27 protein-coding genes are annotated in these 26192 nt (G+C 67.3%); 23 read left to right on the top strand and 4 right to left on the bottom strand.

Features of this window, described 5'->3' with window-relative positions; genetic code table 11:
- The first annotated feature begins 6 nt into the window (after window positions 1–6).
- From ACED67_RS12425 to ACED67_RS12395, 7 genes are all read left to right on the top strand, one after another.
- Window positions 7–1485: a UDP-N-acetylmuramoyl-L-alanyl-D-glutamate--2,6-diaminopimelate ligase gene (locus ACED67_RS12425; RefSeq protein WP_395541966.1), complete on the top strand. Its 1479-nt coding sequence runs from the start codon at window positions 7–9 to the stop codon at window positions 1483–1485.
- Window positions 1485–2927: a UDP-N-acetylmuramoyl-tripeptide--D-alanyl-D-alanine ligase gene (locus ACED67_RS12420; RefSeq protein WP_395541965.1), complete on the top strand. Its 1443-nt coding sequence runs from the start codon at window positions 1485–1487 to the stop codon at window positions 2925–2927. The genes ACED67_RS12425 and ACED67_RS12420 overlap by 1 nt, the downstream gene beginning before the upstream one ends.
- A complete protein-coding gene (gene mraY / locus ACED67_RS12415) occupies window positions 2928–4010 on the top strand; it encodes a phospho-N-acetylmuramoyl-pentapeptide-transferase (RefSeq protein WP_395541964.1) in 1083 nt (360 codons plus the stop codon). It begins immediately after the preceding gene.
- A gap of 67 nt (window positions 4011–4077) precedes the next feature.
- Entirely contained in the window at window positions 4078–4650 is a 573-nt protein-coding gene (locus ACED67_RS12410; RefSeq protein ID WP_395541963.1) for a DedA family protein, read from the top strand.
- Between the two features lie 187 nt (window positions 4651–4837).
- On the top strand, window positions 4838–5098 hold the full coding sequence (locus ACED67_RS12405) for a YjhX family toxin (RefSeq protein WP_395541962.1): 261 nt from the start codon (window positions 4838–4840) through the stop codon (window positions 5096–5098).
- A gap of 106 nt (window positions 5099–5204) precedes the next feature.
- A complete protein-coding gene (murD, locus tag ACED67_RS12400; protein ID WP_395541961.1) occupies window positions 5205–6605 on the top strand; it encodes a UDP-N-acetylmuramoyl-L-alanine--D-glutamate ligase in 1401 nt (466 codons plus the stop codon).
- A 78-nt stretch (window positions 6606–6683) separates the two neighbouring features.
- The gene (locus ACED67_RS12395) at window positions 6684–7286 is read left to right on the top strand and encodes a class I SAM-dependent DNA methyltransferase (RefSeq protein WP_395541960.1); all 603 of its coding nucleotides are present in this window, start codon (window positions 6684–6686) and stop codon (window positions 7284–7286) included.
- Window positions 7287–7534: 248 nt separating this feature from the next.
- Here the strand turns inward: ACED67_RS12395 and ACED67_RS12390 are convergent, their stop codons facing one another.
- From ACED67_RS12390 to ACED67_RS12380, 3 genes are read right to left on the bottom strand one after another with little or no spacing between them, the layout of a single operon-like run.
- Window positions 7535–7990, bottom strand: a complete 456-nt coding sequence (locus tag ACED67_RS12390) for an SRPBCC domain-containing protein (RefSeq protein WP_395541959.1) — start codon at window positions 7988–7990, stop codon at window positions 7535–7537.
- Complete coding sequence (locus tag ACED67_RS12385) at window positions 7987–8475, bottom strand: SRPBCC domain-containing protein (protein WP_395541958.1); 489 nt, start codon at window positions 8473–8475, stop codon at window positions 7987–7989. The genes ACED67_RS12390 and ACED67_RS12385 overlap by 4 nt, the downstream gene beginning before the upstream one ends.
- Window positions 8447–8803 (bottom strand): ArsR/SmtB family transcription factor, encoded by a 357-nt coding sequence (locus ACED67_RS12380; RefSeq protein WP_395541957.1) that lies wholly within the window; start codon window positions 8801–8803, stop codon window positions 8447–8449. The genes ACED67_RS12385 and ACED67_RS12380 overlap by 29 nt, the downstream gene beginning before the upstream one ends.
- A 238-nt stretch (window positions 8804–9041) precedes the next feature.
- Here ACED67_RS12380 and ACED67_RS12375 point away from each other — a divergent pair, with 238 nt between their 5' ends.
- The 15 genes from ACED67_RS12375 to ACED67_RS12305 all read left to right on the top strand — a co-directional run bounded on the left by ACED67_RS12375 (window position 9042) and on the right by ACED67_RS12305 (window position 23979).
- Window positions 9042–10220, top strand: coding sequence for a peptidoglycan glycosyltransferase FtsW (locus ACED67_RS12375; RefSeq protein ID WP_395541956.1), 1179 nt, complete (start codon window positions 9042–9044; stop codon window positions 10218–10220).
- Window positions 10220–11311 carry a UDP-N-acetylglucosamine--N-acetylmuramyl-(pentapeptide) pyrophosphoryl-undecaprenol N-acetylglucosamine transferase gene (locus tag ACED67_RS12370; RefSeq protein ID WP_395541955.1) on the top strand — a complete coding sequence of 364 codons (1092 nt, stop codon included), beginning with the start codon at window positions 10220–10222 and terminating at the stop codon, window positions 11309–11311. Before ACED67_RS12375 ends, ACED67_RS12370 begins: the two co-directional genes overlap by 1 nt.
- A complete protein-coding gene (gene murC, locus ACED67_RS12365) occupies window positions 11308–12732 on the top strand; it encodes a UDP-N-acetylmuramate--L-alanine ligase (protein ID WP_395541954.1) in 1425 nt (474 codons plus the stop codon). The genes ACED67_RS12370 and murC overlap by 4 nt, the downstream gene beginning before the upstream one ends.
- 73 nt (window positions 12733–12805) lie before the next feature.
- Window positions 12806–13078 (top strand): DUF2484 family protein, encoded by a 273-nt coding sequence (locus tag ACED67_RS12360; protein WP_395541952.1) that lies wholly within the window; start codon window positions 12806–12808, stop codon window positions 13076–13078.
- A complete protein-coding gene (locus ACED67_RS12355) occupies window positions 13075–13326 on the top strand; it encodes a DUF2484 family protein (protein WP_395541951.1) in 252 nt (83 codons plus the stop codon). The genes ACED67_RS12360 and ACED67_RS12355 overlap by 4 nt, the downstream gene beginning before the upstream one ends.
- A 194-nt stretch (window positions 13327–13520) precedes the next feature.
- Window positions 13521–14444, top strand: coding sequence for a UDP-N-acetylmuramate dehydrogenase (murB, locus tag ACED67_RS12350; protein ID WP_395541950.1), 924 nt, complete (start codon window positions 13521–13523; stop codon window positions 14442–14444).
- Between the two features lie 35 nt (window positions 14445–14479).
- Window positions 14480–15400: a D-alanine--D-alanine ligase gene (locus tag ACED67_RS12345; RefSeq protein ID WP_395541949.1), complete on the top strand. Its 921-nt coding sequence runs from the start codon at window positions 14480–14482 to the stop codon at window positions 15398–15400.
- Window positions 15388–16314, top strand: coding sequence for a cell division protein FtsQ/DivIB (locus ACED67_RS12340; protein WP_395541948.1), 927 nt, complete (start codon window positions 15388–15390; stop codon window positions 16312–16314). The genes ACED67_RS12345 and ACED67_RS12340 overlap by 13 nt, the downstream gene beginning before the upstream one ends.
- A complete protein-coding gene (gene ftsA / locus ACED67_RS12335) occupies window positions 16311–17645 on the top strand; it encodes a cell division protein FtsA (RefSeq protein ID WP_395541947.1) in 1335 nt (444 codons plus the stop codon). Before ACED67_RS12340 ends, ftsA begins: the two co-directional genes overlap by 4 nt.
- Window positions 17646–17849: 204 nt before the next feature.
- Complete coding sequence (gene ftsZ / locus ACED67_RS12330) at window positions 17850–19520, top strand: cell division protein FtsZ (protein ID WP_395541946.1); 1671 nt, start codon at window positions 17850–17852, stop codon at window positions 19518–19520.
- Between the two features lie 208 nt (window positions 19521–19728).
- Window positions 19729–20661, top strand: a complete 933-nt coding sequence (gene lpxC, locus ACED67_RS12325; RefSeq protein WP_395541945.1) for a UDP-3-O-acyl-N-acetylglucosamine deacetylase — start codon at window positions 19729–19731, stop codon at window positions 20659–20661.
- 193 nt (window positions 20662–20854) lie between these two features.
- A complete protein-coding gene (locus tag ACED67_RS12320; protein WP_395541944.1) occupies window positions 20855–21694 on the top strand; it encodes an outer membrane protein assembly factor BamD in 840 nt (279 codons plus the stop codon).
- Between the two features lie 38 nt (window positions 21695–21732).
- Window positions 21733–23376 (top strand): DNA repair protein RecN, encoded by a 1644-nt coding sequence (recN, locus tag ACED67_RS12315; protein WP_395541943.1) that lies wholly within the window; start codon window positions 21733–21735, stop codon window positions 23374–23376.
- Window positions 23377–23593: 217 nt separating this feature from the next.
- A complete protein-coding gene (locus ACED67_RS12310; RefSeq protein ID WP_395541942.1) occupies window positions 23594–23755 on the top strand; it encodes a DUF3563 family protein in 162 nt (53 codons plus the stop codon).
- Window positions 23756–23817: 62 nt separating this feature from the next.
- Window positions 23818–23979: a hypothetical protein gene (locus ACED67_RS12305; RefSeq protein WP_395541941.1), complete on the top strand. Its 162-nt coding sequence runs from the start codon at window positions 23818–23820 to the stop codon at window positions 23977–23979.
- A 35-nt stretch (window positions 23980–24014) separates the two neighbouring features.
- Here the strand turns inward: ACED67_RS12305 and ACED67_RS12300 are convergent, their stop codons facing one another.
- Complete coding sequence (locus tag ACED67_RS12300; protein WP_395541940.1) at window positions 24015–25382, bottom strand: FAD-binding oxidoreductase; 1368 nt, start codon at window positions 25380–25382, stop codon at window positions 24015–24017.
- A gap of 117 nt (window positions 25383–25499) precedes the next feature.
- Here ACED67_RS12300 and purQ point away from each other — a divergent pair, with 117 nt between their 5' ends.
- On the top strand, window positions 25500–26168 hold the full coding sequence (gene purQ, locus ACED67_RS12295) for a phosphoribosylformylglycinamidine synthase subunit PurQ (protein ID WP_395541939.1): 669 nt from the start codon (window positions 25500–25502) through the stop codon (window positions 26166–26168).
- Window positions 26169–26192 lie beyond the last annotated feature (24 nt).

Raw genomic sequence — 26192 nt, 5'->3', positions numbered from 1 at the left:
CGGACCATGCCTGCCGCAAGGCGATTGTCGGAACTGGGCCTGAAGGCGCGTCAGGGCCGCGATCCGGTTCTGTCGGGCCTCACGCTCGACAGCCGGGCCGCACGCGGGGGCATGCTGTTCGCCGCCTTGCCCGGATCGGCGCGTCACGGGGCCGAGTTCATCGCCACGGCTCTGGAACAGGGTGCCGCCGCCATCCTGACCGATACTGCCGGGGCAGCGCTCGCCGCCGAGGCACTGGCCGCCTCCGAAGCGGCTCTGGTCGTGACCGACGACCCGCGCGAGGCGCTGGCCTATGCCGCCGCCCTGTGGTTCGGCGCCCAGCCCCCGGTGATGGTGGCGGTGACCGGCACCAACGGCAAGACCTCCGTCGCCACCTTCACCCGCCAGATCTGGCAGGCGCTGGGCCATAGTGCGATCAACATCGGCACCACCGGGATCGAGGGCGACTGGGCCGCCCCGTCCGCGCATACCACGCCCGACACGATCACCCTTCAGCGACTTCTGGCCGATGCGGCGGCGGCGGGCGTGACCCATGCCGCGATGGAGGCGTCAAGCCACGGGCTCGACCAGCGCCGTCTTGAAGGCGTGCGGCTGGCGGCGGCGGGCTTCACCAATCTGACGCAGGACCATCTCGATTATCACGGCACGATGCAGGCCTATTTCGAGGCCAAGGCCGGGCTTTTCGACCGTCTCCTTCCCCCCGAAGGCGTGGCGGTGATCAATCTCGACGGCGCCAAGGGCTCGCAGATGGCCGAGCGCGCGCTGGATCGCGGCCTTGCGGTGATGACCGTCGGCAAGGGGCAGGGGGCCGATCTGCAAATCGCCGCCACCCGCGCCGATGCGACCGGACAGGAGGTGCGCTATCTCTGGCAGGGACGCGCCTTCCAGACCCGCCTCAACCTGATCGGCGCCTTCCAGGCCGAGAATGTCGCCCTTGCCGCTGGCCTCGTCATCGCCGCGGGGGAAAAGCCCGAAACCGTCCTCACGGCGTTGCCGCGCCTGATCGGCGTGCGCGGCAGGATGCAGCTCGCCGCGACCCGCCGCAACGGCGCCGCCGTCTTCGTCGATTACGCCCATACGCCCGATGCCATCGCCACCGCGCTCAAGGCCCTGCGCCCGCATGTCATGGGCCGCATCCTGATTGTCTTCGGTGCGGGCGGCGATCGCGACCGGACCAAGCGCCCGCTGATGGGCGAAGCCGCGCGCGACAATGCCGATGTCCTTTTCGTCACCGATGACAATCCGCGCGGCGAAGACCCGGCGACCATCCGCGCCGCCATCCTTGCCGCCTGCCCCGACGCGAATGAGGTCGGCGACCGCGCCGAGGCCATTCTGCGCGCCGTTGATGCCCTGCAACCGGGCGACGCCCTGCTGATCGCGGGCAAGGGGCATGAGACGGGCCAGATCATCAAGGGCGATGTCTTCCCCTTCGACGATGTCGAACAGGCCTCCATCGCCGTCGCCGCGCTGGATGGGGTGATCTGATGCCCGCGCTCTGGACCGCCGCCGACGCCGCCGCCGCCACACAGGGCCGCGCGACGACAGACTGGACCGCCAGCGGCGTCTCCATCGACACCCGCACGCTCCAGCCCGGCGACCTGTTCGTCGCGTTGAAAGACGCGCGCGACGGCCATGACTTCGTCGCCCAGGCGCTTGCCAGGGGCGCCGCCGCCGCGCTGGTCAGTCGCATCCCGGAAGGCCTACCCGCCGACGCGCCGCTTCTGATCGTCGATGACGTACTTGACGGCCTCGGCCGTCTTGGAGCCGCGGGCCGCGCCCGCGCGAAGGCGCGGGTTGTCGGCGTCACCGGCTCGGTCGGCAAGACCTCGACCAAGGAAATGCTGCGCGATGTGCTGGCGGGGCAGGGCCGCGTCCATGTCGCCGAAGCCAGCTACAACAACCATTGGGGCGTCCCGCTGACGCTGGCGCGGCTGCCCGCCGATGCCGATTACGCCGTGATCGAGATCGGCATGAACCACCCGGGCGAGATCGCGCCGCTCGCGCGCCTTGCCCGCCCGCATGTCGCGATGATCACCACCATCGCCCCGGCGCATCTTGAGGCCTTCGACAGCCTCGCCGGGATCGCCGCCGAAAAAGCTTCGATCTTCGAAGGGCTTGAACCCGGCGGTGCGGCTGTCATCAATGCCGATCTCGACACCACCCCCCTGATGTGCGCCGCCGCCGCCCGGCTGGGCGCGCGCATCGTCACTTTCGGCGAAAACGCTGAAGCCGACTGGCATCTGACCGAGGCGCGGCTCTGCGACAGCACAACCGTCCTGCGCGCCAGCCATGGCGGCCAGACCACCGTCTTCAAGGTCGCCTCGCCCGGTCGCCATTTCGCGCTGAACGCCCTTGGCGCCCTGGCCGTGGCCGAGGCGCTGGGTGCCGACCCGATGATCGCCGCCCATGATATCGGCCGCTGGCAGCCGCCCGCAGGCCGCGGGCTGCGCCAGCGCATCCAGCTCGACATCGTCGAAGAAACCTTCTTCGACCTCATCGACGATGCCTTCAACGCCAATCCGGTCTCGCTTGCCGCCGCGCTGGACGTGCTGATCGCCGCGCACCCGACCGACGGCATCGGCCGCGTCGGCGGCGGACGGCGCATCGCGGTTCTGGGCGACATGCTGGAACTTGGCCCCGACGAGATCGCGATGCACAGCGCCATTGCCCGCCATCCCGGCCTGGCCGGGATCGCGCAGATCCATTGCGTCGGCCCGCGGATGCGCCATCTCTGGTCGGCCCTGCCACGCCGCCAGCAGGGGCTCTGGGTCGAAACCGCGCCGGAACTTGCCGCCCGGGTGCGCGGGCTGATCGACGCGGGGGATGTGGTTCTGGTAAAGGGCTCCAAAGGCTCCAAGGTCAGCCTCGTGGTCGAGGCATTGAAGAAGCTGGGACAGGCCCAGCCGTCACGGGAAGGAAGCGAGTAAATGCTGTTCTGGCTCACCGAGCTTTCCGATAGCGGCGGCTTCTTCAACCTGTTTCGCTACATCACCTTCCGCGCCGGCGGGGCCTTTGTCACGGCGCTGGTCTTCGGCTTTCTCTTCGGCCGGCCGCTGATCGATCTTCTGCGCCGCAAGCAGGGCAAGGGCCAGCCGATCCGCGATGACGGCCCGCAAAGCCATTTCGCCAAGGCGGGCACGCCCACCATGGGGGGGCTTTTGATCCTGTCGGCGCTGATGGTCTCGACGCTCCTCTGGGCGCGGCTCGACAGCCCCTATGTCTGGATCGTGGTGCTGGTGACGCTGGCCTTCGGCCTGATCGGCTTTGCCGATGACTATGCCAAAGTGTCGAAGCAGAACACCAAGGGCGTGTCCTCGCGCGTCCGCATGCTGCTGGGCCTTCTGATCGCAGCGCTTGCCACCTATGCGGCGGCGCGCTTCCACCCGGCCGACCTGACCAACCAGCTGGCCTTCCCCTTCTTCAAGGATGCGCTGCTAAATCTGGGCATCTTCTTCGTGCCCTTCGGCATGATCGTCATCGTCGGCGCCGCCAATGCGGTGAACCTGACCGACGGTCTTGACGGGCTTGCCATCATGCCCGTGATGATCGCCGCCGGAACGCTCGGGATCATCGCCTATACCGTGGGCCGGGTCGACTATACCCAGTATCTCGAGGTCCATTACGTCCCCGGCACCTCCGAGCTTCTGGTCTTCTGCGCCGGGCTGTTCGGCGCGGGGATGGGATTCCTGTGGTACAACGCCCCCCCCGCGGCGGTGTTCATGGGCGATACCGGCAGCCTTGCCCTGGGCGGCGCGCTGGGCGCCATCGCCGTCTGCACCAAGCACGAGATCGTGCTGGCCATCGTCGGCGGGCTGTTCGTGGTCGAGGCGCTGTCGGTGATCATCCAGGTCGCCTATTTCAAGCGCACCGGCAAACGGGTCTTCCTGATGGCGCCGATCCACCACCATTTCGAAAAGAAGGGCTGGGCCGAGCCGCAGATCGTGATCCGCTTCTGGATCATCTCGCTGATCCTGGGCGCCATCGGCCTGGCCACGCTGAAGGTGCGGTGACTGCGGCACCCGCCCCGATCTTTCGTCGAAGGATCGCCGCCGTCGCAATGGCCCGCCAGGAGGCCGGATGTCCGTCGAAAGCCTGATCCAGAGCTTCGGCCTGCCCGCCCTTTTCCTGGGCGGGCTGGTCGAGGGCGATGGGGCGGGCCTTGTCGGCGGCGCGCTGGCGCATCGCGGGGCCTTCCCGGTGTGCGCCGCCTGGGCCGCCCTCAGCCTGGGCGCGCTCCTCGCCGATCAGGCCTGGTTCGCCCTGGCCCGCAGCCATCGCGACAGCCCCCGCCTGGCCCGTCTGGTCGCCCGCCCCGCTGCGCAGCGCTTCCTCGGCCTCGCTGACCGCCGTCCCGCGCTGGCGAGCCTGGCGTTCCGCTTCGTCTTCGGCCTGCGCACGCTTGGCCCCGTCGCGCTGGGCCTGTCGCAAGTGCCCGCCCGCATCTTCATCCCCTGCAACGTGATCGCCGTCGCGATCTGGGGCGCGCTCTTCACGGCGCTGGGCTATGGCGCAGGGCAGATTCTGCATCGGATCTTCGGCCGCCTCGCGCCCGGCGTCCATCTTGGCCTCGTCCTCGGCCTTGTCGCCGCGGCGCTGGTCATCGTGGCGCTGGTGCATCACCTTCGCAGCCGCCGCCTGCCGCCCGGCTAATCCGGCCTTTTCCGCGCCTGCCGGACCGCCTATCTCCCGCTCAGGGCGCGTCTCGCGCCCAAACGGAGCTTGTTTGACAGAGACTGTGTCCAGAGCCTGACGCCAGGGCCAAGTGGCGTTCGTGATCCTGCCGATCCCAGACCGGGTCGTGCGGCAGGCCCAGTCACGCCCATTCCGGACACAGAATATGAACATCTCCCGCGCCGAACAGCGCGTCCTTCACGTCCTCGCCCTTGGCGGCGAGATCCGCCATCACTTCGATGACCGCGGCCGCATCGCCGAAGTCCTTTGCCACACCCGCGAGGGGATGGTCCTGTCGGACCTGACCCTGCCGCTGTTCCAGCGGCTCAGGCGGCGCAGGCTGATCGCCAGCAAGCAGGGCGGTCCCTACCGCATCTCGCTTCTGGGCCGTCGATCGGTCCGCGCCCAGTTGGACAACCGGGGCTGAAACAGCCGGAAGGGGCGGCTCGCCTCTTCCCCTTTCTTCCGTTTCTAAATATCCCACTTGGGTCCGGGGGCGTGAAACCCTCGGCATCCAACGCCGGAGGCCCGCGATGATCCCCGTACTCGGCTACAAGGGCGCCAAGGTCGCCGTTCTGGGCCTTGGCCGCTCTGGCCTCGCGACCGCGCGCGCGCTCCAGGCCGGGGGCGCCGCGCCGCTCCTCTGGGATGACAGCCCCGAATCCCGCGCCAAGGCCGAGGCCGAGGGTTTCGCCCTGACCGACCTCACCCGCCAGGCCGCCTTCGACGGCGTGGCAGCGCTGATCACCAGTCCCGGCATCCCGCATCTCTACCCGCAGCCCAACCGGATCATCGCCCGGGCGCTCGAACTGGGCATTCCCGTCGACAATGACATCGGCCTCTTCTTCCGCAGCTTCGCCACCCCCGCCTGGGACAATTTCGAAACCGCCCCCCGCGTCGTCACCGTCACCGGATCGAACGGCAAGTCGACCACCACCGCGCTGATCCACCACATCCTTCAGGTCGCCGGGCGCCCGACCCAGATGGCCGGGAATATCGGCAAGGGCGTGTTGTCGATCGACCCGGCGCAGGATGGCGAGGTCGTGGTGCTGGAACTCTCCTCCTACCAGACCGACCTCGCCCGCGCGCTGACCCCGGATATCGCCGTCTTCACCAATCTCTCGCCCGACCATCTCGACAGGCACAACGGCATGGGCGGCTATTTCGCCGCCAAGCGCCGCCTCTTTGCCGAAGGCGGCCCCGACCGCGCCGTGATCGGCGTGGATGAGGTCGAGGGCCGCTTCCTGGCCAATCAGATGGCCGAAGGCCCCGCCGATGACCGGGTGATCCGCATCTCTTCCGACAGCAAGCTCGAAGGCTTCGGCTGGTCGGTCTTCGCCCGCAAGGGCTTTCTCGCCGAATGGCGCAAGGGCCGCCAGGTCGCGGCGATCGACCTGCGCGCCATTGCGGGCCTGCCCGGCGCGCATAACCACCAGAACGCCTGCGCCGCCTATGCGGTGTGCCGCAGCCTCGGCCTTGCGCCCAAGCTGATCGAACAGGCGCTGCACAGCTTCGCGGGCCTGCCCCATCGCAGCCAGCTGATTGGCGCCCGCGGCGGCGTGCGGTTCGTCAATGACAGCAAGGCCACGAATGTCGACAGCGCCGCCAAGGCGCTGCAGGCCTTCCCGAAGATCCGCTGGATCGCCGGGGGGCTGGGCAAGGAAGGCGGCATCGCGGCGCTGGCCCCCCATCTGTCCTCGGTCGTGAAAGCCTATCTGATCGGCCATTCCGCCCGCGATTTCGCCCTGCAACTGGGCGAGACCCCGCATGAGATCTGCGAGACCATGGACCGCGCCGTCGCCCGCGCGGCGGAAGAGGCGCAGGAGGGCGAGGTCGTGCTCTTGGCCCCGGCGGCGGCAAGTTTCGACCAATATCCGAATTTCGAAAAGCGCGGCGAGGATTTCACCGCCCGCGTCACGGCGCTGATCGGCTAGCGGGGACCGGGACCGGGGGCGCTGCCCCCGGCCTGCGGCCTCCCGCCGGGCTATTTCAGGCCGCGAGGAAGGGGCAGGGTGGGACAGGACGATCATGGCCATCGCGCCACCTATGACCGCAGCGCGCCGCACTGGGACGCGCAGCGCGGCGGGCTGGCGCATGAGGCGCCCTGGCTTGACCTGCTCCTTGAGGGTGCGCCTGCGGCGGCGGCGGTGCTCGACCTTGGCTGCGGCACCGGCTGGCCGCTCGCCGCGCATCTGATCGGGCAGGGCCGCGCCGTCACCGGGATCGATGCATCCGCCGGAATGCTCGCCCTTGCCCGCGCCCGGCTGCCGCAGGGCAGATGGCTTCAGGCCGACATGCGCGACCTGGCCCTGGACAGCCGCTTCCACGCCATCCTCGCCTGGGACAGCTTCTTCCACCTCACCGCCGCCGACCAGCCTGCGCTTCTGCCCCGGATCGCCGCCCATCTTCGGCCTGGGGGGCGATTTCTCGCTACGGTCGGCCCCGCCGCGGGCGAGGTCTGGGGCCGCGTCCCGGGCGGGCCGGTCTTTCATGCCAGCCTCTCGCCCGAAGGCTATGCCAGTGCCCTGTCCGTGGCCGGGTTGCGCCTGATCTCTTTCACGCCCGAAGATCCGGCGACCGCCGGGCGCAGCGTCCTTCTGGCCGAGAGGCCCTAGAGCGGCAGCGCCGCCGTCTCGGCCGGCCCGAGCGCATCCCCCCACCGCTCCGGGCCGGGGCAAGGGGATCCTCCGCTGCCCCGCCTGCCCGGTGGCGCTCTATGTCCTTTGCGCCACCGCGACGAAACGGCCCCGGTATTCCTTTCCCATGGACCCGCCCACCGTGCCGGATTGCTCCGTCCACAGCGCCTGTTGGCACGACGCGGCACAGCTGCGCCGGGTGGTGGCGCGCGTCCTGACCGAACGGATCAAAGCAGCGCCTCCAGCCGGTCGAAGGCCCCCTCCATCCCCTCGGCCATGCCGCTGGCCCCCACGCTTTCCCGTGCTTCGGGCGAGGCATAGATCACCTGCATCCGCAGGATCGTGCCGCCCGCGCCATCATCGTCGAAATCGGTGATCACGCGGGCCTCGCCGCCGGTCCAGTCGGGATCGAAACGCTCGACATGCACGATCCGGCGGGCGGTGATTTCTTCGAATGTGCCGGAGGCCGAAAAGCCGTTCACCCCGGTCCAGTCATAGCGGAAGCTGCCGCCCGCCCTGCCGTCCACCTGACACTCCGTCATCGGATGCGCGTCCGAGCCGATCCAGCGGCGCAGCGTCGCGGCGTCCAGATGGGCGCGCAGCACGCGGGCCGGGGGGTGGGCGAAGCGACGGGTGAAGCTCAGGCTTCTCGTGCCTTCGGTGGCAAGGACGGTGCGGCTCATGCCGCACCCGCCAAGTGCGCCTCGAGCCGGGCGTAACTCGCCTCCATCCCTTCATCCATTCCGGTCGCCAGCATCGCCGCCCGGGCCTCGGCATTCGGCAATTGCATGACCAGCCGCAGCAGCGTGCCGGTCCCGTCGGGGGTGAAGGTGGTCGTGACCCGGTTGTCGGGCGTCGGATCGGGCAGATGCATCCGCTCGACATGGACGATGCGGCGGCCCGGATCGATCTCAAGATATTCGCCGGTCAGGAAGAAGCCCGCCGTCCCGTCACTCCATTCAAACCGGATACGGCCGCCCGGATGGGGTTCTGAGATGCAGACCGGCATGGTCCAGCCGTCGGGACCGGTGCACCAGCGCTGCAACAGCGCGGGCTCGACATGGGCGCGGTAGACCCGCTCGGGCGGGGCGGCGAAACGGCGGGTGACGATTACCCCGGTCTCGCCCTCGGTCGTCAGGTCAAGCCTTGTCGTGCTGCTCTGTGCCATCCTGCATCTCCTCCTGCATCATCTCGTCCAACACCGCGTCAAGACGCGCGTAGCGCGCCTCCATCTCGCGGCGAAACTCGCTCATCCAGCCCCAGATCGCCTCCACCGCCTCGGGCCGCAGCCGCCGGGGCCGCGCCGTGCCCGCCACCCTCGTCTCGATCAGCCCGGCCTCTTCCAGCACCTTCAGGTGATGCGAGATCGCGGGCTGGCTGATCGCAAAGGGGCGGGCAAGGACCTGCACCGTCGCCTCGCCTTGCGCCAGCCGCGCCAGAAGCGCGCGGCGCGTCGGATCCGACAGGGCGGCAAAGGCGGAATCGAGCGGTGACATAGCTGAAAGGCTCCTTTATATAAGTAAGTTATTATATAATTGAGCGCTTGTCAACCTGACTTCCGCGCCCCTGATTTTCGGCGAAAAATCGTGCCGCGCCACAGGGATGCAAGGGCGATCCCTGACCTGCGGCCACAAGAAAGCCGCTTTCCACGCGAGGGAAATCGGTCTAGAGTTTCGGCCAAGAGCCCGGGGGGAACATCCGGGCCAGAGGCAGAAAAATCGAGGCGGTTTCCCCATGACTGAAATGGTCTATGGCTCGTCCCCTGTTGCAGTCCGTGATCCGGTCCTGCCGCGCTGGTGGCGCACGATCGACATCTGGTCGCTGACTTCGGTCTTCGTCCTGTTCGGCATCGGGCTTCTGCTTGGCCTCGCCGCTTCGGTGCCGCTGGCCAGCCGCAACGGGCTTGAACCCTTCTTCTATGTCCAGAAGCAGGCGACCTTCGGCGCGCTGGGCCTTGCCGTGATGCTGGCGATCTCGATGATGCCGCCGGGCCTTGTGCGCCGCCTCGGCATCATCGGATTCGCCGTGGCGCTGATCCTGGTGATGGTGCTGCCCCTCGTCGGCCAGGATCATGGCAAGGGCGCGGTGCGCTGGCTTTCGCTGGGCGGGCTTTCGCTGCAGCCTTCCGAATTCCTCAAGCCCGGCTTCGTCATCGTCACCGCCTGGCTGATGGCGGCCTCGCAAGAGGTCGGCGGCCCGCCCGGCAAGCTGATCTCCTTCGTCCTCTTGATCGCGGTGGTGGGCTTTCTCGCCCTGCAACCCGATTTCGGCCAGTCGGCGCTTGTCGTCTTCGCCTGGGGGGTGATCTATTTCACCGCCGGCGCGCCCATGCTGCTGATCGGCGTGGTCGGCGGCCTTGTCGCCTCTGCGGGCGTCGTCTTCTACAATTCCTCCGAACACTTCGCCCGCCGCATTGACGGGTTCCTCTCGCCCGATGTCGATCCGCGCACCCAGCTGGGCTATGCTGCCAACGCCATCCAGGAGGGCGGCTTCTTCGGCGTCGGCGTGGGCGAGGGCCAGGTGAAATGGTCGCTGCCCGATGCGCATACCGATTTCATCATCGCTGTCGCCGCCGAGGAATACGGCCTCGTCCTTGTCCTTCTCATCCTCAGCCTCTTCTCGGTCATCGTCCTGCGCTCGCTGATCCGCCTGATGGCCGAACGCGATCCCTTCACCCGCCTCGCGGGGGCGGGGCTGGCGGCGGTTTTCGGCGTGCAGGCCATGATCAACATGGGCGTTGCCGTCCGCCTGCTGCCCGCCAAGGGCATGACCCTGCCTTTCGTCTCCTATGGCGGCTCTTCGATCATCGCTGCGGGCATCACCGTCGGCATGTTGCTGGCCCTCACCCGCTCGCGCCCGCGCGACCGCATGGCCGAGATCTTCCGCCGGGGTCCCGGCACGGGCGGGCGCTGATGGCGCGGCTTCTTCTGATTGCCGCAGGCGGTACGGGCGGGCATATGTTTCCCGCCCAGGCGCTGGCCGAGGCGATGCTGGCCCGGGGCTGGCGGGTCAAGCTTTCAACCGACGAGCGTGGCGCGCGCTATGCGGGCGGCTTCCCCCAGGCGGTCAAGATCGAGAAGCTGTCCTCCGCCACTTTCGCCCGTGGCGGGCTGCTGGCCAAACTCGTCGTGCCGCTCCGCATCGCTGGCGGCGTGGTTTCGGCGCTGTGGTCGCAACTGACCGACCGGCCCGCCGTGGTGGTGGGCTTCGGCGGCTATCCTTCGATCCCCGCGCTCACGGCGGCCTTTCTGTTGCGCCGCCCGCGCATGATCCATGAACAGAACGGCGTGCTGGGCCGGGTCAACCGCCTCTTCGCCTCCCGGGTCCAGACCATCGCCTGCGGCACCTGGCCTGCAACCTTGCCCGACGGGATCGAAGGCGTCGCCACCGGCAATCCCGTCCGCCAGACCGTGCGCGACCGGGCAGGCGCCCCCTATATCCCGCCCGGCGACTATCCGATGAGCCTTGTGGTGATCGGCGGCAGCCAGGGCGCCCGCATCCTGTCGGACGTGGTCCCCGCCGCCGTCGCGCTGCTGCCGCAAGCCCTGCGCGACAATCTCCGCGTCGCCCATCAGGCCCGCGACGAAGATGCCACCCGGGCCGAGGCCGCCTATGCCGCAGCGGGCGTCGCCGCCGAAATCGCCCCCTTCTTTGCCGATATCCCGCGCCGGCTTTCCGAAGCGCAACTGGTGATCTCGCGCTCGGGCGCCTCCTCCATCGCCGATATCTCGGCCATCGGCCGCCCTGCGATCCTTGTCCCCTTCGCTGCGGCCACGGCCGATCACCAATCCGCCAATGCCCGTGGCCTGGCCGAGGCCGAGGCCGCCATCGTCATCCCGGAAAACCGGCTTGACGCCGCCACGCTTGCGGCGCAGATGGCGGCGGTTCTCGAAAACCCGCGCGGGGCCGAGATCATGGCCGCCAATGCCCTTGCCCAGGGTCGGCCCGATGCGACCGAACGTCTGGTCGCGCTAGTTGAAGATCTGGCAGGAGACCCGACATGAACGCCGCCACGAAACTGCCCTTGGAACTTGGCCCGATCCATTTCGTCGGCATCGGCGGCATCGGCATGTCGGGAATCGCCGAAGTGCTGCTGACGCTGGGCTACACCGTCCAGGGCTCTGACGCCAAAGCCTCGAAGATCACCGACCGGCTGGTGAAACTGGGCGCGCGCTTCTTTGAAGGGCAGAGCGCCCAGAATCTGGGCGAGGCCGCAGTGGTGGTGATCTCTTCCGCCATCAAGAAGGGCAATCCCGAACTGGAAGAGGCCCGCCGCCGCAAGCTGCCCGTCGTCCGCCGCGCCGAAATGCTGGCGGAACTGATGCGGATGCGGTCGAACATCGCGGTCGCGGGCACCCATGGCAAGACCACCACCACCACCATGGTCGCGACCTTGCTGGACAAGGGCAATTTCGACCCCACCGTGATCAATGGCGGCGTCATCCATGCCTACGGCTCGAACGCGCGGGCCGGGGCAGGGGAATGGATGGTGGTCGAGGCCGATGAATCCGACGGCTCCTTCAACCGCCTTCCCGCGACCATCGCCATCGTGACCAACATCGACCCCGAGCATATGGAGCACTGGGGCACGATCGAAGCCTTGCGCAAGGGCTTCCTCGATTTCGTCTCCAATATCCCCTTCTACGGCCTTGCGGTCTGCTGCACCGATCACCCGGAAGTTCAGGCCCTGGTTGGCCGCGTCACCGACCGCCGCGTCGTGACCTTCGGCTACAATGCCCAGGCCGATATCCGCGCCGTGAACCTCAGCTTCGATGGCGCCACTTCGAAATTCGACATCCTGCTGCAAAGCGAAGGGCCCGAGGCGATGATCGAGGGCTGCACCCTGCCCATGCCCGGCAATCACAATGTCTCGAACGCGCTGGCCGCCGTCGCCGTCGCCCGCCACCTTGGCATGAAGAAAGACGAGATCCGCGAGGCGCTGGCGGGCTTTGCGGGCGTGAACCGCCGCTTCACCAAGGTCGCCGAAGTGAATGGCGTGACCATCATCGACGATTACGGCCACCACCCGGTGGAAATCGCCGCCGTGCTCAAGGCGGCCCGCCAGGCCGTGTCGAACACGCCTGGCGCGCGGGTGATCGCCGTCCACCAGCCGCATCGCTACACCCGCCTCTCGAACCTGTTCGAAGACTTTTGCACCTGTTTCAACGAGGCCGATGTCGCCGCCATCGCCGATGTCTATGCCGCCGGTGAAGACCCGATCCCCGGCGCCAGTCGCGACGATCTGGTGGCGGGGCTGATCGCCCATGGCCACCGCCATGCCCGCGCCTGCATCGACGAGGCCGATCTCGCCCGCCTCTTCCGGGAGCAGGCCCGGCCCGGCGACATCTTCGTCTGCCTGGGCGCGGGCACGATCTCGGCCTGGGCCAATGCGCTGCCCGCCAAGCTGATCGGGAAGGCCGCATGACCGGCAGCCGCCCCGGGAAAAGACCACAGACCCCTGTCAAGACGGGTACCCCAACCCCAGGCGGGGTGGCCGGATGAGCGGCGCGCTGATCGCCGCCATCTTCTGGGCGCTTACCGCCACGGTCACAGCGCTTTTGCCCATGCGCCGCCAGATGGTGCCGGGCCTCGCGCTGATGATCGCCGCGCCGCTGCTGATCATCTGGATCGGCTATGTCCATGGCTGGCTCGCCTGCATTCTCGCCCTTCTTGCCTTCGTCTCGATGTTCCGAAATCCACTTCTCTATGTCTTCCGCCGCATGACCGGCCGCGCCGCGCCCGTTCCGCCCGAACTGGAGCGCCGCAAATGAGCCTGCCCCTGACCTTTGCCTTCCTCTGGCTGGTGGCCGCCAATCTGATCGCCATGCTGCCCACGCGCGACCACCACTGGCGCGCCGCCTATGGCCTCATCGCCATCGGCATCCCGCTTCTGGGCTGGCTGACCTGGGCGGCGGGGCCGCTCTGGGGCATGGCCTTCCTCGCCGCCGGCTGTTCCGTCCTGCGCTGGCCGGTGATCTATCTGTGGCGCTGGATGCGGCGGGTGGACCCGGCCGAGTAGGCCGGGGTGAAATCCGCTTCATCGCTGTCGATTCGCCCCAGATACCTGATCCCCCGGCCGTTGCTCTGGCCGGAAGACGTTCGGAAGACATTGGGAAGACCTTCGCAAGACATGATTTTCTCTACGATTCCAAAGGGCTAATTCGGCCCTCCGCCACTCTTGCGGCCCCCCTGTCTTCCCGGCTACCAACCCTCATGACCACGCTTCCTACCCCCCGCGGCACGCTGACCCCGAACCGTCCGCTCGCCGATCTCACCTGGCTGCGCGTCGGCGGCCCGGCGGATCATCTTTTCCTGCCCGCCGACGAGGCCGATCTTGCTGATTTCCTTGGCAAACTCGATCCCGCCATCGCGGTCTTCCCGATGGGGGTCGGCTCGAACCTGATCGTGCGGGACGGCGGGTTGCGTGCTGTGGTCATCCGCCTGGGGCGCGGCTTCAATGCCATCGAATTTCAAGGGGACAGGGTGATCGCCGGTGCCGCCGCGCTTGACGCCCATGTGGCGCGCAAGGCTGCCGAGGCCGGCCGCGACCTCACCTTCCTGCGCACCATCCCCGGCTCGATCGGCGGCGCTGTGCGGATGAATGCGGGCTGCTACGGCCATTACACGGCTGATTTCCTTGAGGAAATCCGCATCGTCACCCGTCAGGGCCGGACCGAGATCCTGCCCGCCAGCGCCCTAAACATGCGCTATCGCCAATCCGATCTGCCCGAAGCCGCGGTAGTCGTCTCGGCCACCTTCCGCGCCCCCGCAGGCGACCCGGCCGCCCTGGCCGCCCGCATGGAAGACCAACTCGCCAAGCGCGACGCCAGCCAACCCACCAAGGACCGCAGCGCCGGCTCCACCTTCCGCAATCCGGTGGGATACTCCTCTACAGATCGTGACGATGACAATCATGACCTCAAGGCCTGGAAGGTCATCGACGAGGCCGGAATGCGCGGCGCCACCCGCGGCGGCGCGCAGATGTCGCCCATGCATTCGAATTTCCTGATCAACGCAGGCGGCGCCACGGCGGCCGATCTGGAAGATCTGGGCGAGGAAGTGCGAAAAAAGGTTTTCCAAAACAGCGGCATCACGTTAGAGTGGGAAATCATGCGCATAGGCGAACGCGCAGAATAACAATCGAGGGGCGGCAAAGCCCCCGTGAGGCAGTAATGGCGGCGGGATCGAGCAGATTTCCCCGCGTGGCGGTTCTGAAAGGCGGCATGTCCGCCGAACGAGAGGTCTCCCTTTCGTCCGGCACGGAATGCGCAAAGGCGCTGCGCGATGCGGGGTACACCCAGGTGATCGAGGTCGATGCCGGCCGCGATCTCGCCGCGCAACTGGTTGAAATCAAGCCGGATATCGTCTTCAACGCCCTGCATGGCCGCTGGGGCGAGGATGGCTGCGTCCAGGGCATCCTGGAATGGCTGTCCATTCCCTATACCCATTCCGGCGTCCTTGCCTCGGCCATCGCCATGGACAAGGAGCGCACCAAGGCCGTCTACCGCGCCGAGGGCCTGCCTTGCGCGACGGGCGTTCTTGCCAGCCGCGAGGCGGTCGAGGCGGGCCATGTCCTGCCGCCGCCCTATGTGGTGAAGCCCTATAACGAAGGCTCTTCGGTTGGGGTCTATATCGTCCATCCCGGCTCGAACGCGCCGCGCCTGGCCGCCAGCATGCCCGAGACGGTGATGGTCGAAACCTATGCGCCGGGCCGCGAGTTGTCGATTTCCGTTCTGGGCGAACGCGCGCTGGCCGTGACCGATATCCTCACCGACGGCTGGTATGATTACGACGCGAAATACAAGCCGGGGGGCAGCCGGCACCAACTGCCCGCGAACATGCCCGACGAGATCACCGAGGTCTGCCTCGACTATGCGCTGCGCGCCCACAAGGCGCTGGGCTGCCGGGGGCTGAGCCGCACGGATATCCGCTGGGACGAAGATCGTGGCCTTGACGGTCTGATCCTGCTGGAAACCAACACCCAGCCCGGCATGACGCCCACCTCGCTTGCACCCGAACAGGCGGCGCATTGCGGGATGAGTTTTGCCGCGCTGTGCGACTGGCTGGTGAGGGATGCCTCATGCAACCGCTGACCGCCCCGCCCCGCTACGGCCAGTCGCGGCCCGCGCCTTCAGTCGCCTCGCTGCCGATGCGCGACCCGGCGCCGTCGCGCTGGGCCTACCGGATGCAGCGCATCATGCTGACGCCGCATCTGCGCCGCCTGATCCGCGTCGGCCTGCCCATGCTGGCCGTGGCCACCTGCGTCGGCATCTATTTCTCCTCGGAAACCCGCCGTGCCGCGATCATCGACACATTCGTCGATCTGAAAGAGAAATTCGAGCACCGGCCTGAATTCATGGTCACGCTCGCCTCGATCGAGGGCTGTTCCAAGGAACTGGCCGAGGCGGTACGGGCGCGGATGGATGTAAACCTCCCTCAATCCTCGTTCGATCTGGATCTTGAGGCCGCCCGTGCGCGGATCGAGGGGCTGGATGCGGTGAAATCGGCCGAATTGCGCGTGCGGTCGGGCGGGGTGTTGCAGGTCATCGTGACCGAACGCCAGCCCGTCGCCATCTGGCGCATGGATGAGGGGCTGACCCTGGTCGATGACACAGGCCATCGCGTCGCCAGTCTGATCTCGCGCGGCGACCGGCCCGACCTGCCGCTGATCGCCGGGGCAGGGGCGGACAAGGCCGCTGCCGAGGCCCTGCAGATCCTCGCCGCCGCCGGTCCGCTGGCGCCGCGCATCCGTGGCCTTGTGCGCATGGGCGAACGGCGCTGGGATCTGGTGCTTGACCGCGACCAGCGCATCCTTCTGCCGACCGACAATCCGGTCCGCGCCGTCGAGCGCCTGCTCGCCCTGGATCATGCGCAGGACATCGTGAACCGCGACCTTCTGACGGTGGACCTGCGTCTGCCGAACCGCCCGACCCTTCGCCTTTCGCCCTATGCCCTGACCCAGCTGCGCAGCGCGCAGGGCGTCGCAACCGTGGAGTCCGACCTGTGACCGACCTCTACCAGACCCAGCGTGCCATGCGGAACATGCGCCGCGCCGCCATGCAGCGGGGCGTGATCGCCATTCTGGACGTCGGCACATCCAAGATCGCCTGTCTGATCCTGCGCTTTGACGGCGAGGCCCGGCTGCGCGAACAGGATGGCGTCGGCCCGATGGCGGGCCAGTCGCAATTCCGCATCATCGGCGCGGCCACCACGCGCTCTCGCGGCGTGCGCTTCGGCGAAATCTCGGTGATGAACGAGACCGAACGTGCCATCCGCACCGCCGTTCAGGCGGCGCAGAAGATGGCCAATGTCCGTGTCGACCATGTGATCGCCTGCTTCTCGGGTGCCGATCCGCGCAGCTATGGTCTTGCGGGCGATATCGACCTGGCCGACTCGGTCGTCACCGAACAGGACGTGGCCCGGGTGCTCGCCGCCTGCGACACGCCCGATCTGGGGCAGGGGCGCGAGGTCCTTCATGCCCAGCCGGTCAATTTCGCGCTGGATCACCGCACCGGCCTGGGCGATCCGCGCGGGCAGATCGGCAACCGGCTGGCCTGCGACATGCATCTTCTGTCGGTCGATGGCAGCGCGATCCAGAACCTTCTTTATTGCATCCGCCGCTGCGACCTGGAGCTCGCCGGCATCGCCTCTTCGGCTTATGTCTCGGCGATCTCCTCGCTGGTCGAGGACGAGCAGGAGCTGGGGGCGGCCTGCATCGACATGGGCGGCGGCGCGACCGGCCTGTCGATCTTCATCAAGAAGCACATGATCTATGCCGATTCCGTGCGCATGGGCGGCGATCATGTGACCTCGGACATCTCGAAGGGCCTTCAGATCCCTCTGGCCACGGCCGAACGGATCAAGACCCGCCATGGCGGGCTTTTCGCCACCGGCATGGATGATCGCGAGATGATCGAGATCGGCGGCGACTCGGGCGACTGGGACAAGGACCGCCGCCAGATCAGCCGGACCGAGCTGATCGGCATCATGCGCCCGCGCGTCGAGGAGATCCTTGAGGAAACCCGGGCGCGTCTTGACGCGGCGGGCTTCGACCACCTGCCCAGCCAGCAGATCGTCCTGACGGGCGGGGCCAGCCAGATGCCCGGGCTTGACGGGCTTGCGGCCCGCATCCTGGGCCAGCGCGTCCGCCTGGGCCGTCCGCTGCGTGTTCAGGGCTTACCGCAGGCCGCGACAGGGGCCGCTTTTGCCAGCGCCGTCGGCCTGTGCCTCTTCGCGGCGCATCCCCAGGACGAGTGGTGGGATTTCGAAGTTCCCTCAGAGCGCTACCCGGCGCGCTCGTTGAAGCGGGCCTTCAGATGGTTCAAGGACAACTGGTAACCCCAATATCCTGCGCTATGTGCGAAATCCCGCTTAGGGCGGGCTTTGGTAACCCACATTTTGTGGGTTTTCGATGTTTTTTTGGTGACCTTGTTCGCCGATGTCGATAGAATCGACTGCAATTGGCGGAGTCGTGGCCCGGGACAGGCCTGCTCACGTCGAACCAACATGCGGCGGCAAGAAAACTCGGGACGGGCGGACACAATGGCACTCAATCTGACGATGACCCCTCAGCGCGAAGAGCTTAAGCCGCGCATCACGGTGTTCGGCGTGGGGGGCGCTGGCGGCAACGCGGTCAACAACATGATCGAGAAGCAGCTTGAGGGCGTGGAGTTCGTCGTCGCCAATACCGACGCACAGGCGCTGCAACAGTCGCGTGCCGAAGCCCGCATCCAGATGGGCGTGAAGGTGACCGAGGGTCTGGGGGCGGGGGCCCGTCCGACCGTCGGCGCCGCGGCGGCCGAGGAAACCATCGAGGAAATCGTCGATCACCTGGCCGGCGCGCATATGTGCTTCATCACCGCCGGGATGGGCGGCGGCACCGGCACGGGCGCGGCGCCGATCATCGCGCAGGCCGCGCGGGAGCTGGGCGTTCTGACCGTCGGTGTCGTGACCAAGCCCTTCCAGTTCGAGGGCAACAAGCGGATGAAGCAGGCCGAAGAGGGGATCGAAGCCCTTCAGAAGGTCGTTGATACGCTGATCATCATCCCGAACCAGAACCTGTTCCGGCTGGCCAACGAACGCACCACCTTCACGGATGCCTTCGCCATGGCCGACGATGTGCTCTATCAGGGCGTCAAGGGCGTGACCGACCTGATGGTGCGCCCCGGTGTCATCAACCTCGACTTCGCCGACGTGCGCTCGGTTATGGACGAGATGGGCAAGGCCATGATGGGCACGGGCGAGGCCGAAGGCGAGAGCCGCGCCGTCCAGGCCGCCGAGAAGGCCATCGCGAACCCGCTTCTGGATGAGATCAGCCTCAATGGCGCCAAGGGCGTGCTGATCAACGTCACCGGCGGCCATGACCTGACCCTGTTCGAACTGGATGAAGCCGCCAACATCATCCGCGAGAAGGTCGATCCCGACGCCAATATCATCGTCGGCTCGACTCTCGATGCCTCGATGGAAGGGCGGATGCGCGTTTCGGTCGTCGCCACCGGCATCGACGCCTCGGCGCAATCGAAGCCCGAAGCCCCGGTGGCCCGCCGCTCGATGGCGCAGCCGCTGACCCTGCATCCGGCTCCGGCAGCCGAAACCCCGCGCCGCGAAGCGCCCCGCGCCGCCCCGGCTCCGGTCGCCGCAGCTCCGGCTCCGCAGCCTGCACCGCGCCCCGCGCCTGTTGCGGCCCCGACGCCGGTCAGCCAGTTCGCCTCCAGCCAGGATCTCTTCGACACGGCGGAGGACAGCGAAGAGGCCTTCGCCGCCGAGCAGGCCGAGTATCTGGACGACGAGGTGCCGCCGCCGGTCTATCGCCCGCAGCCCGCGCCGCAACCCGTGGCAACGGCTCGCCCGGCGCCCGCCTCGATTGACCAGGACCCGGGCGCTTTCGTGGCGCCGCGTCCGCGCAGCGCTGGCCAGCCCTCGCCCGAGGCGCTTGCCCGCCTCCAGGCCGCCGTTTCAAAGAACCCTGCCGCTCTTGCCCAGCAACGCGGCATGGCGCAGCCGGCACCACAGCCGGCGGCCGCAGGTGCCAAGCCGCGCTTCGGCATCGGGTCCTTGATCAACCGGATGGCCGGGCATCTGGAGGCCAACGAACGCCCCGTTCCGCAGGGCCGCGCCCAGCCGCCCGTGACGGCCTTTGACGACGAGCCCGAGGCCGGTGGCGACCACGAGCGGATCGAGATTCCCGCCTTCCTGCGCCGCCAGGCCAACTGAAAAGCGCTGTAACAGGTTCATGCAAAGGCCCGGTTAGTCCGGGCCTTTTCTTTTTGAAATCATGTAGTTGGGTCGTGTCACAAACCGTTGCAAAAGGTGAATTGCTGCAACTGCGTGACAGACCTATCTAGACCCTCGGAACAATCAGTCTGACTTGCGCATTAGTGCGAAGGCTGATCGAACCCAGAGGAAGACAAGGTAGACGGACGTGCAGAACACGTTGAAATCGGCGGTTACGTTCACTGGGGTGGGGCTTCACTCCGGCAAGCCCGTGCGCATGACCCTGCGTCCGGCCTCGGCCGACTATGGCATCTGGTTCCGCCGCACCGACATTCTGGACCGCGATGCGCTGGTCCCGGCGATCTGGCATGCAGTGACGCCCTCGCGTCTTTGCACCGTGGTCGAGAATGCCGATGGTGTCTCGGTCTCGACCATCGAACATATCATGGCGGCCCTTGCCGGCTGTGCCGTCCACAACCTGCTGATCGAGATCGACGGGCCGGAAGTGCCGATTCTCGACGGGTCGGCCGAGCCCTTCGTCGCCGCGATCCTGGCGCGCGGCCTGCGCCAGCAGGCGGCCGATGTGCGCGCGATCCGCGTCCTGAAGCCGGTCGAAGTGCGCGAGGGCGAGGCTGTGGCCCGGCTTGAGCCGTCGGACATGCTGGAAATCGACTTCCGCATCGATTTCGACGATGCCGCCATCGGCCGTCAGGAACGCCATCTGAACATGTCGAATGGCGCTTTCGTGCGCGAGCTTTCCGATTGCCGCACCTTCTGCCGCCAGGCCGATGTCGATGCGATGCATGCCCGTGGTCTTGCCCTGGGCGGCACGCTGGAAAATGCCGTGGTTTTCGACGGCGATCGCATCCTGTCGCCGGGCGGTCTGCGCCGCGCCGATGAGCCCGTGCGCCACAAGATGCTGGATGCGCTGGGCGATCTTGCCCTGGCCGGTGGTCCGCTCCTGGGTCGCTATACCGGCGAGCGGGCGGGCCATGCGATGACCAACCGGCTGCTGCGCGCGCTGTTTGCCGATCCCGAAGCCTATCGGATCGAAGGCTGCGGCGGCCGCGTCGGCGAAAAATTGCCGGGTGTGGGCGTCAACCGCGCCGATCTGCCCTCGCGCCGCCGCCTCGCGGCTTGAACTTCGCGTCGCTGGGCGGCCTTTTCGCAACAAGTGCCTGCCCTTGCGGCAGCGTGATCACCGAGAAAGGCGTTTTGCGCCGCCGATTTTTCTATGCTAGGACAGCGCAAAAGCCGGGCGCAAATCGCCCGGGCGGAGCCTGCGAATTGCGCGCGCGCCCCGGACAAGGAAGACAGGTTTGGATAGGCAAGGCATGACGGGCAGGGCATCGGCAGGACAGGGCGCGGTGGCGCTTGTGGCGGCGTTGCTGCTTTCGGCCTGCGCGGGCGGCAACAAGGAAGTTCCGCTCGAGAATTACACCGCCGAGGAAATCTACCGCCAAGGTGAGCTGGCGCTGGAGAAAGAGCCCAAGCCTGATGACGCTCTGGTCTATTTCCAAGAGATCGAGCGGCTTTACCCCTATACCGAATACGCCAAGCGCGCGCTGATCATGCAGGCCTTTACCCTGCACAAGTCCAAGAAATACGAAGAGGCCCGCGCCGCCGCGCAGCGCTTCCTTGATTTCTACCCGGACGATGAAGACGCCGCCTACGCCCAGTATCTGATGGCGCTGTCCTATTACGATCAGATCGACGATGTCGGTCGCGACCAGGGCCTGACCTTCCTGGCGCTCCAGGGCATGCGCGATGTGATCGAGAAATATCCCGACAGCGAATATGCGCAATCGGCGATCCTGAAATTCGACCTCGCTTTCGACCATCTGGCCGCCAAGGAGATGGAGATCGGGCGCTACTACCTCAAGCGCAAGAACTATGCCGCCGCGCTCAAGCGATTCCGCACCGTGGTGCAGGACTACCAGACCACCTCGCACACCGCCGAGGCGCTGCACCGGCTGGTGGAGTGCTATCTGGCGCTGGGTCTGGTGGAAGAGGCGCAGACCGCTGGCGCGATCCTGGGTTACAACTACCAGTCCTCGCCCTTCTATCAGGACAGCTACAACCTGTTGAAGTCGAAGGGCCTGTCGCCGGAAGCCAAGGGCAATAACTGGCTGGCCAAGATCTATCGCCAGATGGTCCGCGGCGAGTGGTTGTAGGGATGTCGGGCGTCGAAACGCGCCCGACAGCATAGGCCATGCTGCGCAGTCTTGAGATTCGCGACATTCTGATCATCGACCGCCTGGCGCTGGATTTGGCGCCGGGGCTGAACGTGCTGACCGGCGAGACGGGGGCGGGCAAGTCGATCCTGCTTGATGCTCTGGGCATGGTGCTGGGCTGGAAGGGCCGGGCCGATCTTGTTCGGGCCGGGGCTGAGACGGGCGAGGTGACGGCGGTCTTTGATCTGCCTGTCGGCCATGCCGCGCGCGCCGTGCTGGAGGAAGCGGGGATCGCTGCCGAGGACGAGCTGATCCTGCGCCGCACCGCCCATGCGGATGGGCGCCGTTCGGGCTTTGCCAATGACCGCAGGGTCTCGGCCGAGGTGCTGCGCGCGCTGTCGGACACTCTGGTCGAACTGCATGGCCAGCAGGATGACCGCGGCCTTTTGAACCCGCGCGGCCATCGCGCGCTTCTCGATTCCTATTCCAGTCAGGATCTTGCGCCCCTGCGCGCCCTTTGGGCGGCACAGCGAGAGGCGCGGGATACGTTGTTTGCGGCCGAGGCGCAGATCGCGCGGGCCAAGACCGAGGAAGAGTTTCTGCGCCATGCCGTCGCGGAACTGGTGAAGCTGGCGCCGCAGCCGGGCGAGGAAGCCACGCTGGACGCCCGCCGCCGGGCGATGCAGGCGGGGGCGCGGATCCGCGAGGATATTGGGCGGGCGCAGGGGGCCTTGTCGGAAGAGGGGGCCGAAGGCCGGTTGCGCGACGCCTATCGCTGGCTGACCGGGGCGGCGGACAAGGCCGAGGGGCGGCTGGACGAGGCGTTGGCGGCGCTGGACCGGGCGCTGAACGAATTGTCGGAGGCGCAAGCCGGGGTCGAGGCCTGTGTCGAGGCGCTGGATTTCGATCCGTCGGAGCTGGAACGGGCCGAGGAACGGCTTTTCGCGATCCGGGCGCTGGCACGCAAACATGGCGTCGCGCCGGACGATCTGGCCGATCATGCCGCCGGATTGCAGGCGCGGCTGGAGGCTTTGGATGCGGGTGAGGCCGGGCTGGCGAAGCTGTCCCGCGCGGTGGCGGAAGCCGAAGCCGCCTATGCCAAGGCGGCAAAAGACGTGACAAAAGAACGGCTTGCCGCCGCCGCCCGGCTGGACAAGGCCATGGCGAGGGAACTGGCGCCGCTGAAAATGGAGCGGGCGGTGTTCCGCACGGTGGTTTCCGAGGGGGAGCCGGGGCCGGAGGGGATGGATCTGGTCACTTTCACTGTGGCGACCAATCCGGGGGCGCCGCAGGGGGCGTTGAACAAGATTGCCTCGGGCGGTGAACTCAGCCGCTTTCTTCTGGCGCTGAAGGTCTGTCTGACCGGCCGCCAGCCGGGGCTGACGATGATTTTCGATGAGATCGACCGCGGTGTGGGTGGGGCGACGGCGGATGCGGTGGGACGCCGCCTGAAGGCATTGTCCGAGGATTCCCAAGTGCTTGTCGTGACCCACTCGCCGCAGGTCGCGGCGTTCGGGGCGCAGCATTGGCGGGTCGAGAAGAAGGTCAAGGCCGGGGCGACGCTGTCGACTGTCAAGCCGCTGGACCCGGTGGAGCGGGTTGAGGAACTGGCGCGGATGCTGGCGGGCGACACGGTGACCGACGCCGCCCGCGCCGCCGCGCGCGCGCTGATAGAGGCCTGATTTCCCGGCATTTTCAACGTCTTCCGAAGGTCTTCCAAAGGTCTTCCGAACGTCTTCCGCTGCGCTCGGTCGCAACATCCCCGGAAAATGCCCGCAAGTTACGCGTTTTCTGCGCGAGCTATGATGTCTGCGCATGACGGCAAGACCCAAAGGTCCGATGTTTTCTGCGGTGCGGCATTCTAACTAATGGGCATGAACCGATAAGGAGGGTTCAGCCATGTTCAACCGCCTGCAAACCGTTCTTGGCCGCCTGCGCATGCCCAGCATCGCCGATCAGGAACATGCCTATCTGAGCGCGGCGGTGTCGCTGGTCGACCTGGAGCGCCGCGAGCGCGAAGTCGATCAGGGCCTGTTCCGCCGCTCGCCCTTTGACCGCTAAACCGCAAGGAAGAGCGCTGGCCCGGTGCTGCTCTGCACCCGTCCCGCGCGGAGAATGAGAAAATGACCAAGAAGATCCGTTCGCTGATTTCCGGTTTCCGCATCCCGTCGCTGAGCACGGTGATCTCGGATATCGAAGGGCTTTACGTCAATGCGGCCGAAGGCGCGGAAGAGCGCGCGCGCCGTCAGCGCGAAGTGGCCGCCGGCCGTTTCCGCAACTGGTAATCGTGATCCACAGGGTGCCCTGACCGCAACGGGTCTCAGGGCACCATCTTGCCGGGGTTCATCAGCCCCTTCGGGTCCAGCGCCTGCTTGATCCGTCCCATTGCCTGCCAGCCCGCGCCATGTTCGGCCGGCATCAGCCCGGTCTTGCCGAAGCCGATGCCATGCTCGCCGGTGATCGTGCCGCCCAGCCGTAGGGCCCGTTCGGCCATGCGACGGGCAAGGTCCTTGGCCACGGCAGCCTCGGCCGCATCCCCCCGTTTCACCATCAGGATCGCATGGAAATTGCCGTCGCCGACATGGCCCAGAATCGGGCCGGGCAGCGGTGAGGCCGCGATATCCGCCGCAGTCTCGGCCAGAGCCTGCGCCAGCGCCGAAATCGGCACGCAGACATCCGTCACAACGGCGGTTGCGCCGGGCCGTGACGCCAGAATGGCGCGATAGGCCTGATGCCGCGCCGCCCAGAGCCGATTGCGGTCTTCCTGCTTTTCCGCCCATTGGAAGCCCTGTGCGCCGAAACCGGCGGCCAACTCGCCAAAGCGTTCGGCCTGTTCGGCGACGCTGGCGGGCGAGCCGTGGAATTCCAGCAGCAATTGCGGCGCGGGCGGCAGGGCGAGATGCGAGAAGGCGTTGACCGCCGCAACCGTCGCTTCGTCCAGAAGCTCGATCCGCGCCATGGGCAGGCCCATCTGGATCGTCGCGATGACGCAATCCACCGCCGCCGAAACCGAAGGGAAGGCGCAGGCGGCGGAGGACACCGCCTCGGGCTGGCCATGCAGGCGCAGGGTCAGTTCGGTGATCAGGCCGAGCGTGCCCTCGGAGCCGACGATCAGGCCGGTCAGATCGTAGCCGGCGGCGGATTTGCGCGCCATGGTGCCGGTGCGGATGACTTCACCGCCGGCCAGAACGACCTCGAGCCCAAGAACATTGTCGCGCATCGTGCCGTAGCGGACGGTCGCCGTGCCGGAGGCGCGGGTCGAGGCCATGCCGCCCAACGAGGCATTGGCACCGGGATCGACCGGGAAGAACAGACCGGTGGCGCGCAGCGCGTCATTCAGCGCGATGCGGGTCAGGCCGGGCTGGACCACGGCGACCATATCCTCGGGATGGACAGCAAGAACGCGGTCCATCCGGGTGAAATCGACGGTGACGCCGCCCTGCGGCGCAAGGGCATGGCCTTCCAGCGACGTGCCGGCGCCCCAGCCGATCAGCGGGAATCCATGGCGGTCGGACAGCGCGGCGAGCGCCGAAACCTCTTGCGTCGTTTCGGGGAAGACCACGGCCCAGGGCGGCGGGGCCGAGACCAGGCTTTCGCTTTGGGCATGATGGTCCAGCACGGCACGGGCGGTCGAGAAGCGCGCGCCGAACAGGGCGGACAGATCGGCAAGGGCGGGATCGCTGAGCATGGAACAGGCATGGCGCAGGAAAAGCCGCGCCGCAAGGGGCGGGGGTGGCCAAACGCTCTGGAAAGCCCGGCGCGCATGGGATAGGAACCGCGCCATCCCCAAGCAGGAGTGCTGCCGATGAGAGCCGCCGTCATCACCTTTCCCGGGTCGAATTGCGACCGCGATCTTGCGGTGGCCTTTGAGGGCGCGGGGTTCAAGGTGGACCGGGTCTGGCACAAGGACACGGCGCTGCCTGCGGGCGTGGATGTCGTGGGGGTGCCGGGCGGCTTTTCCTATGGCGATTACCTGCGCTGCGGCGCCATTGCCGCGCAATCGCCGATCTCGGCCGCGGTGAAGCGCCATGCCGAAGGCGGCGGCTATGTTCTGGGCATCTGCAACGGCTTTCAGGTCCTGACCGAGATGGGCCTGCTGCCGGGCGCGCTGATGCGCAATGCCGGGCTGAAATTCGTCTGCCGCACGGTCAGGATGAAAGTCGCCACCTGCGCTTCGGCCTATACGCAGGGCTATGAGAAGGGGCAGGAGATCGCGGTTCCGGTGGCCCATCACGATGGCAATTACACGATCGACGCCGAAGGTCTGGCGCGGTTGCAGGGCGAGGATCTGGTCGCCTTCACCTATGCCGAGCCGGTCAATGGCGCGATGGGCGACATTGCGGGCGTGCTGTCGGACAATCGCCGCGTCCTGGGCATGATGCCGCATCCCGAGCGCGCGGCCGAGGCGCTGCATGGCTCGACCGATGGGGCGGCGCTGTTCAAGGGCCTGATGGGCGGGATGGCGCTGGCCTGATGCCGCCCGCTTGAGGGGGTTTCG

Origin of the sequence: Neotabrizicola paludis, from assembly GCF_044142105.1 — a bacterium.
Lineage (GTDB): Bacteria > Pseudomonadota > Alphaproteobacteria > Rhodobacterales > Rhodobacteraceae > Pseudogemmobacter.
Note: the sequence above shows the minus strand (reverse complement) of the source record. Positions and strands in the feature narration are given on the sequence as shown.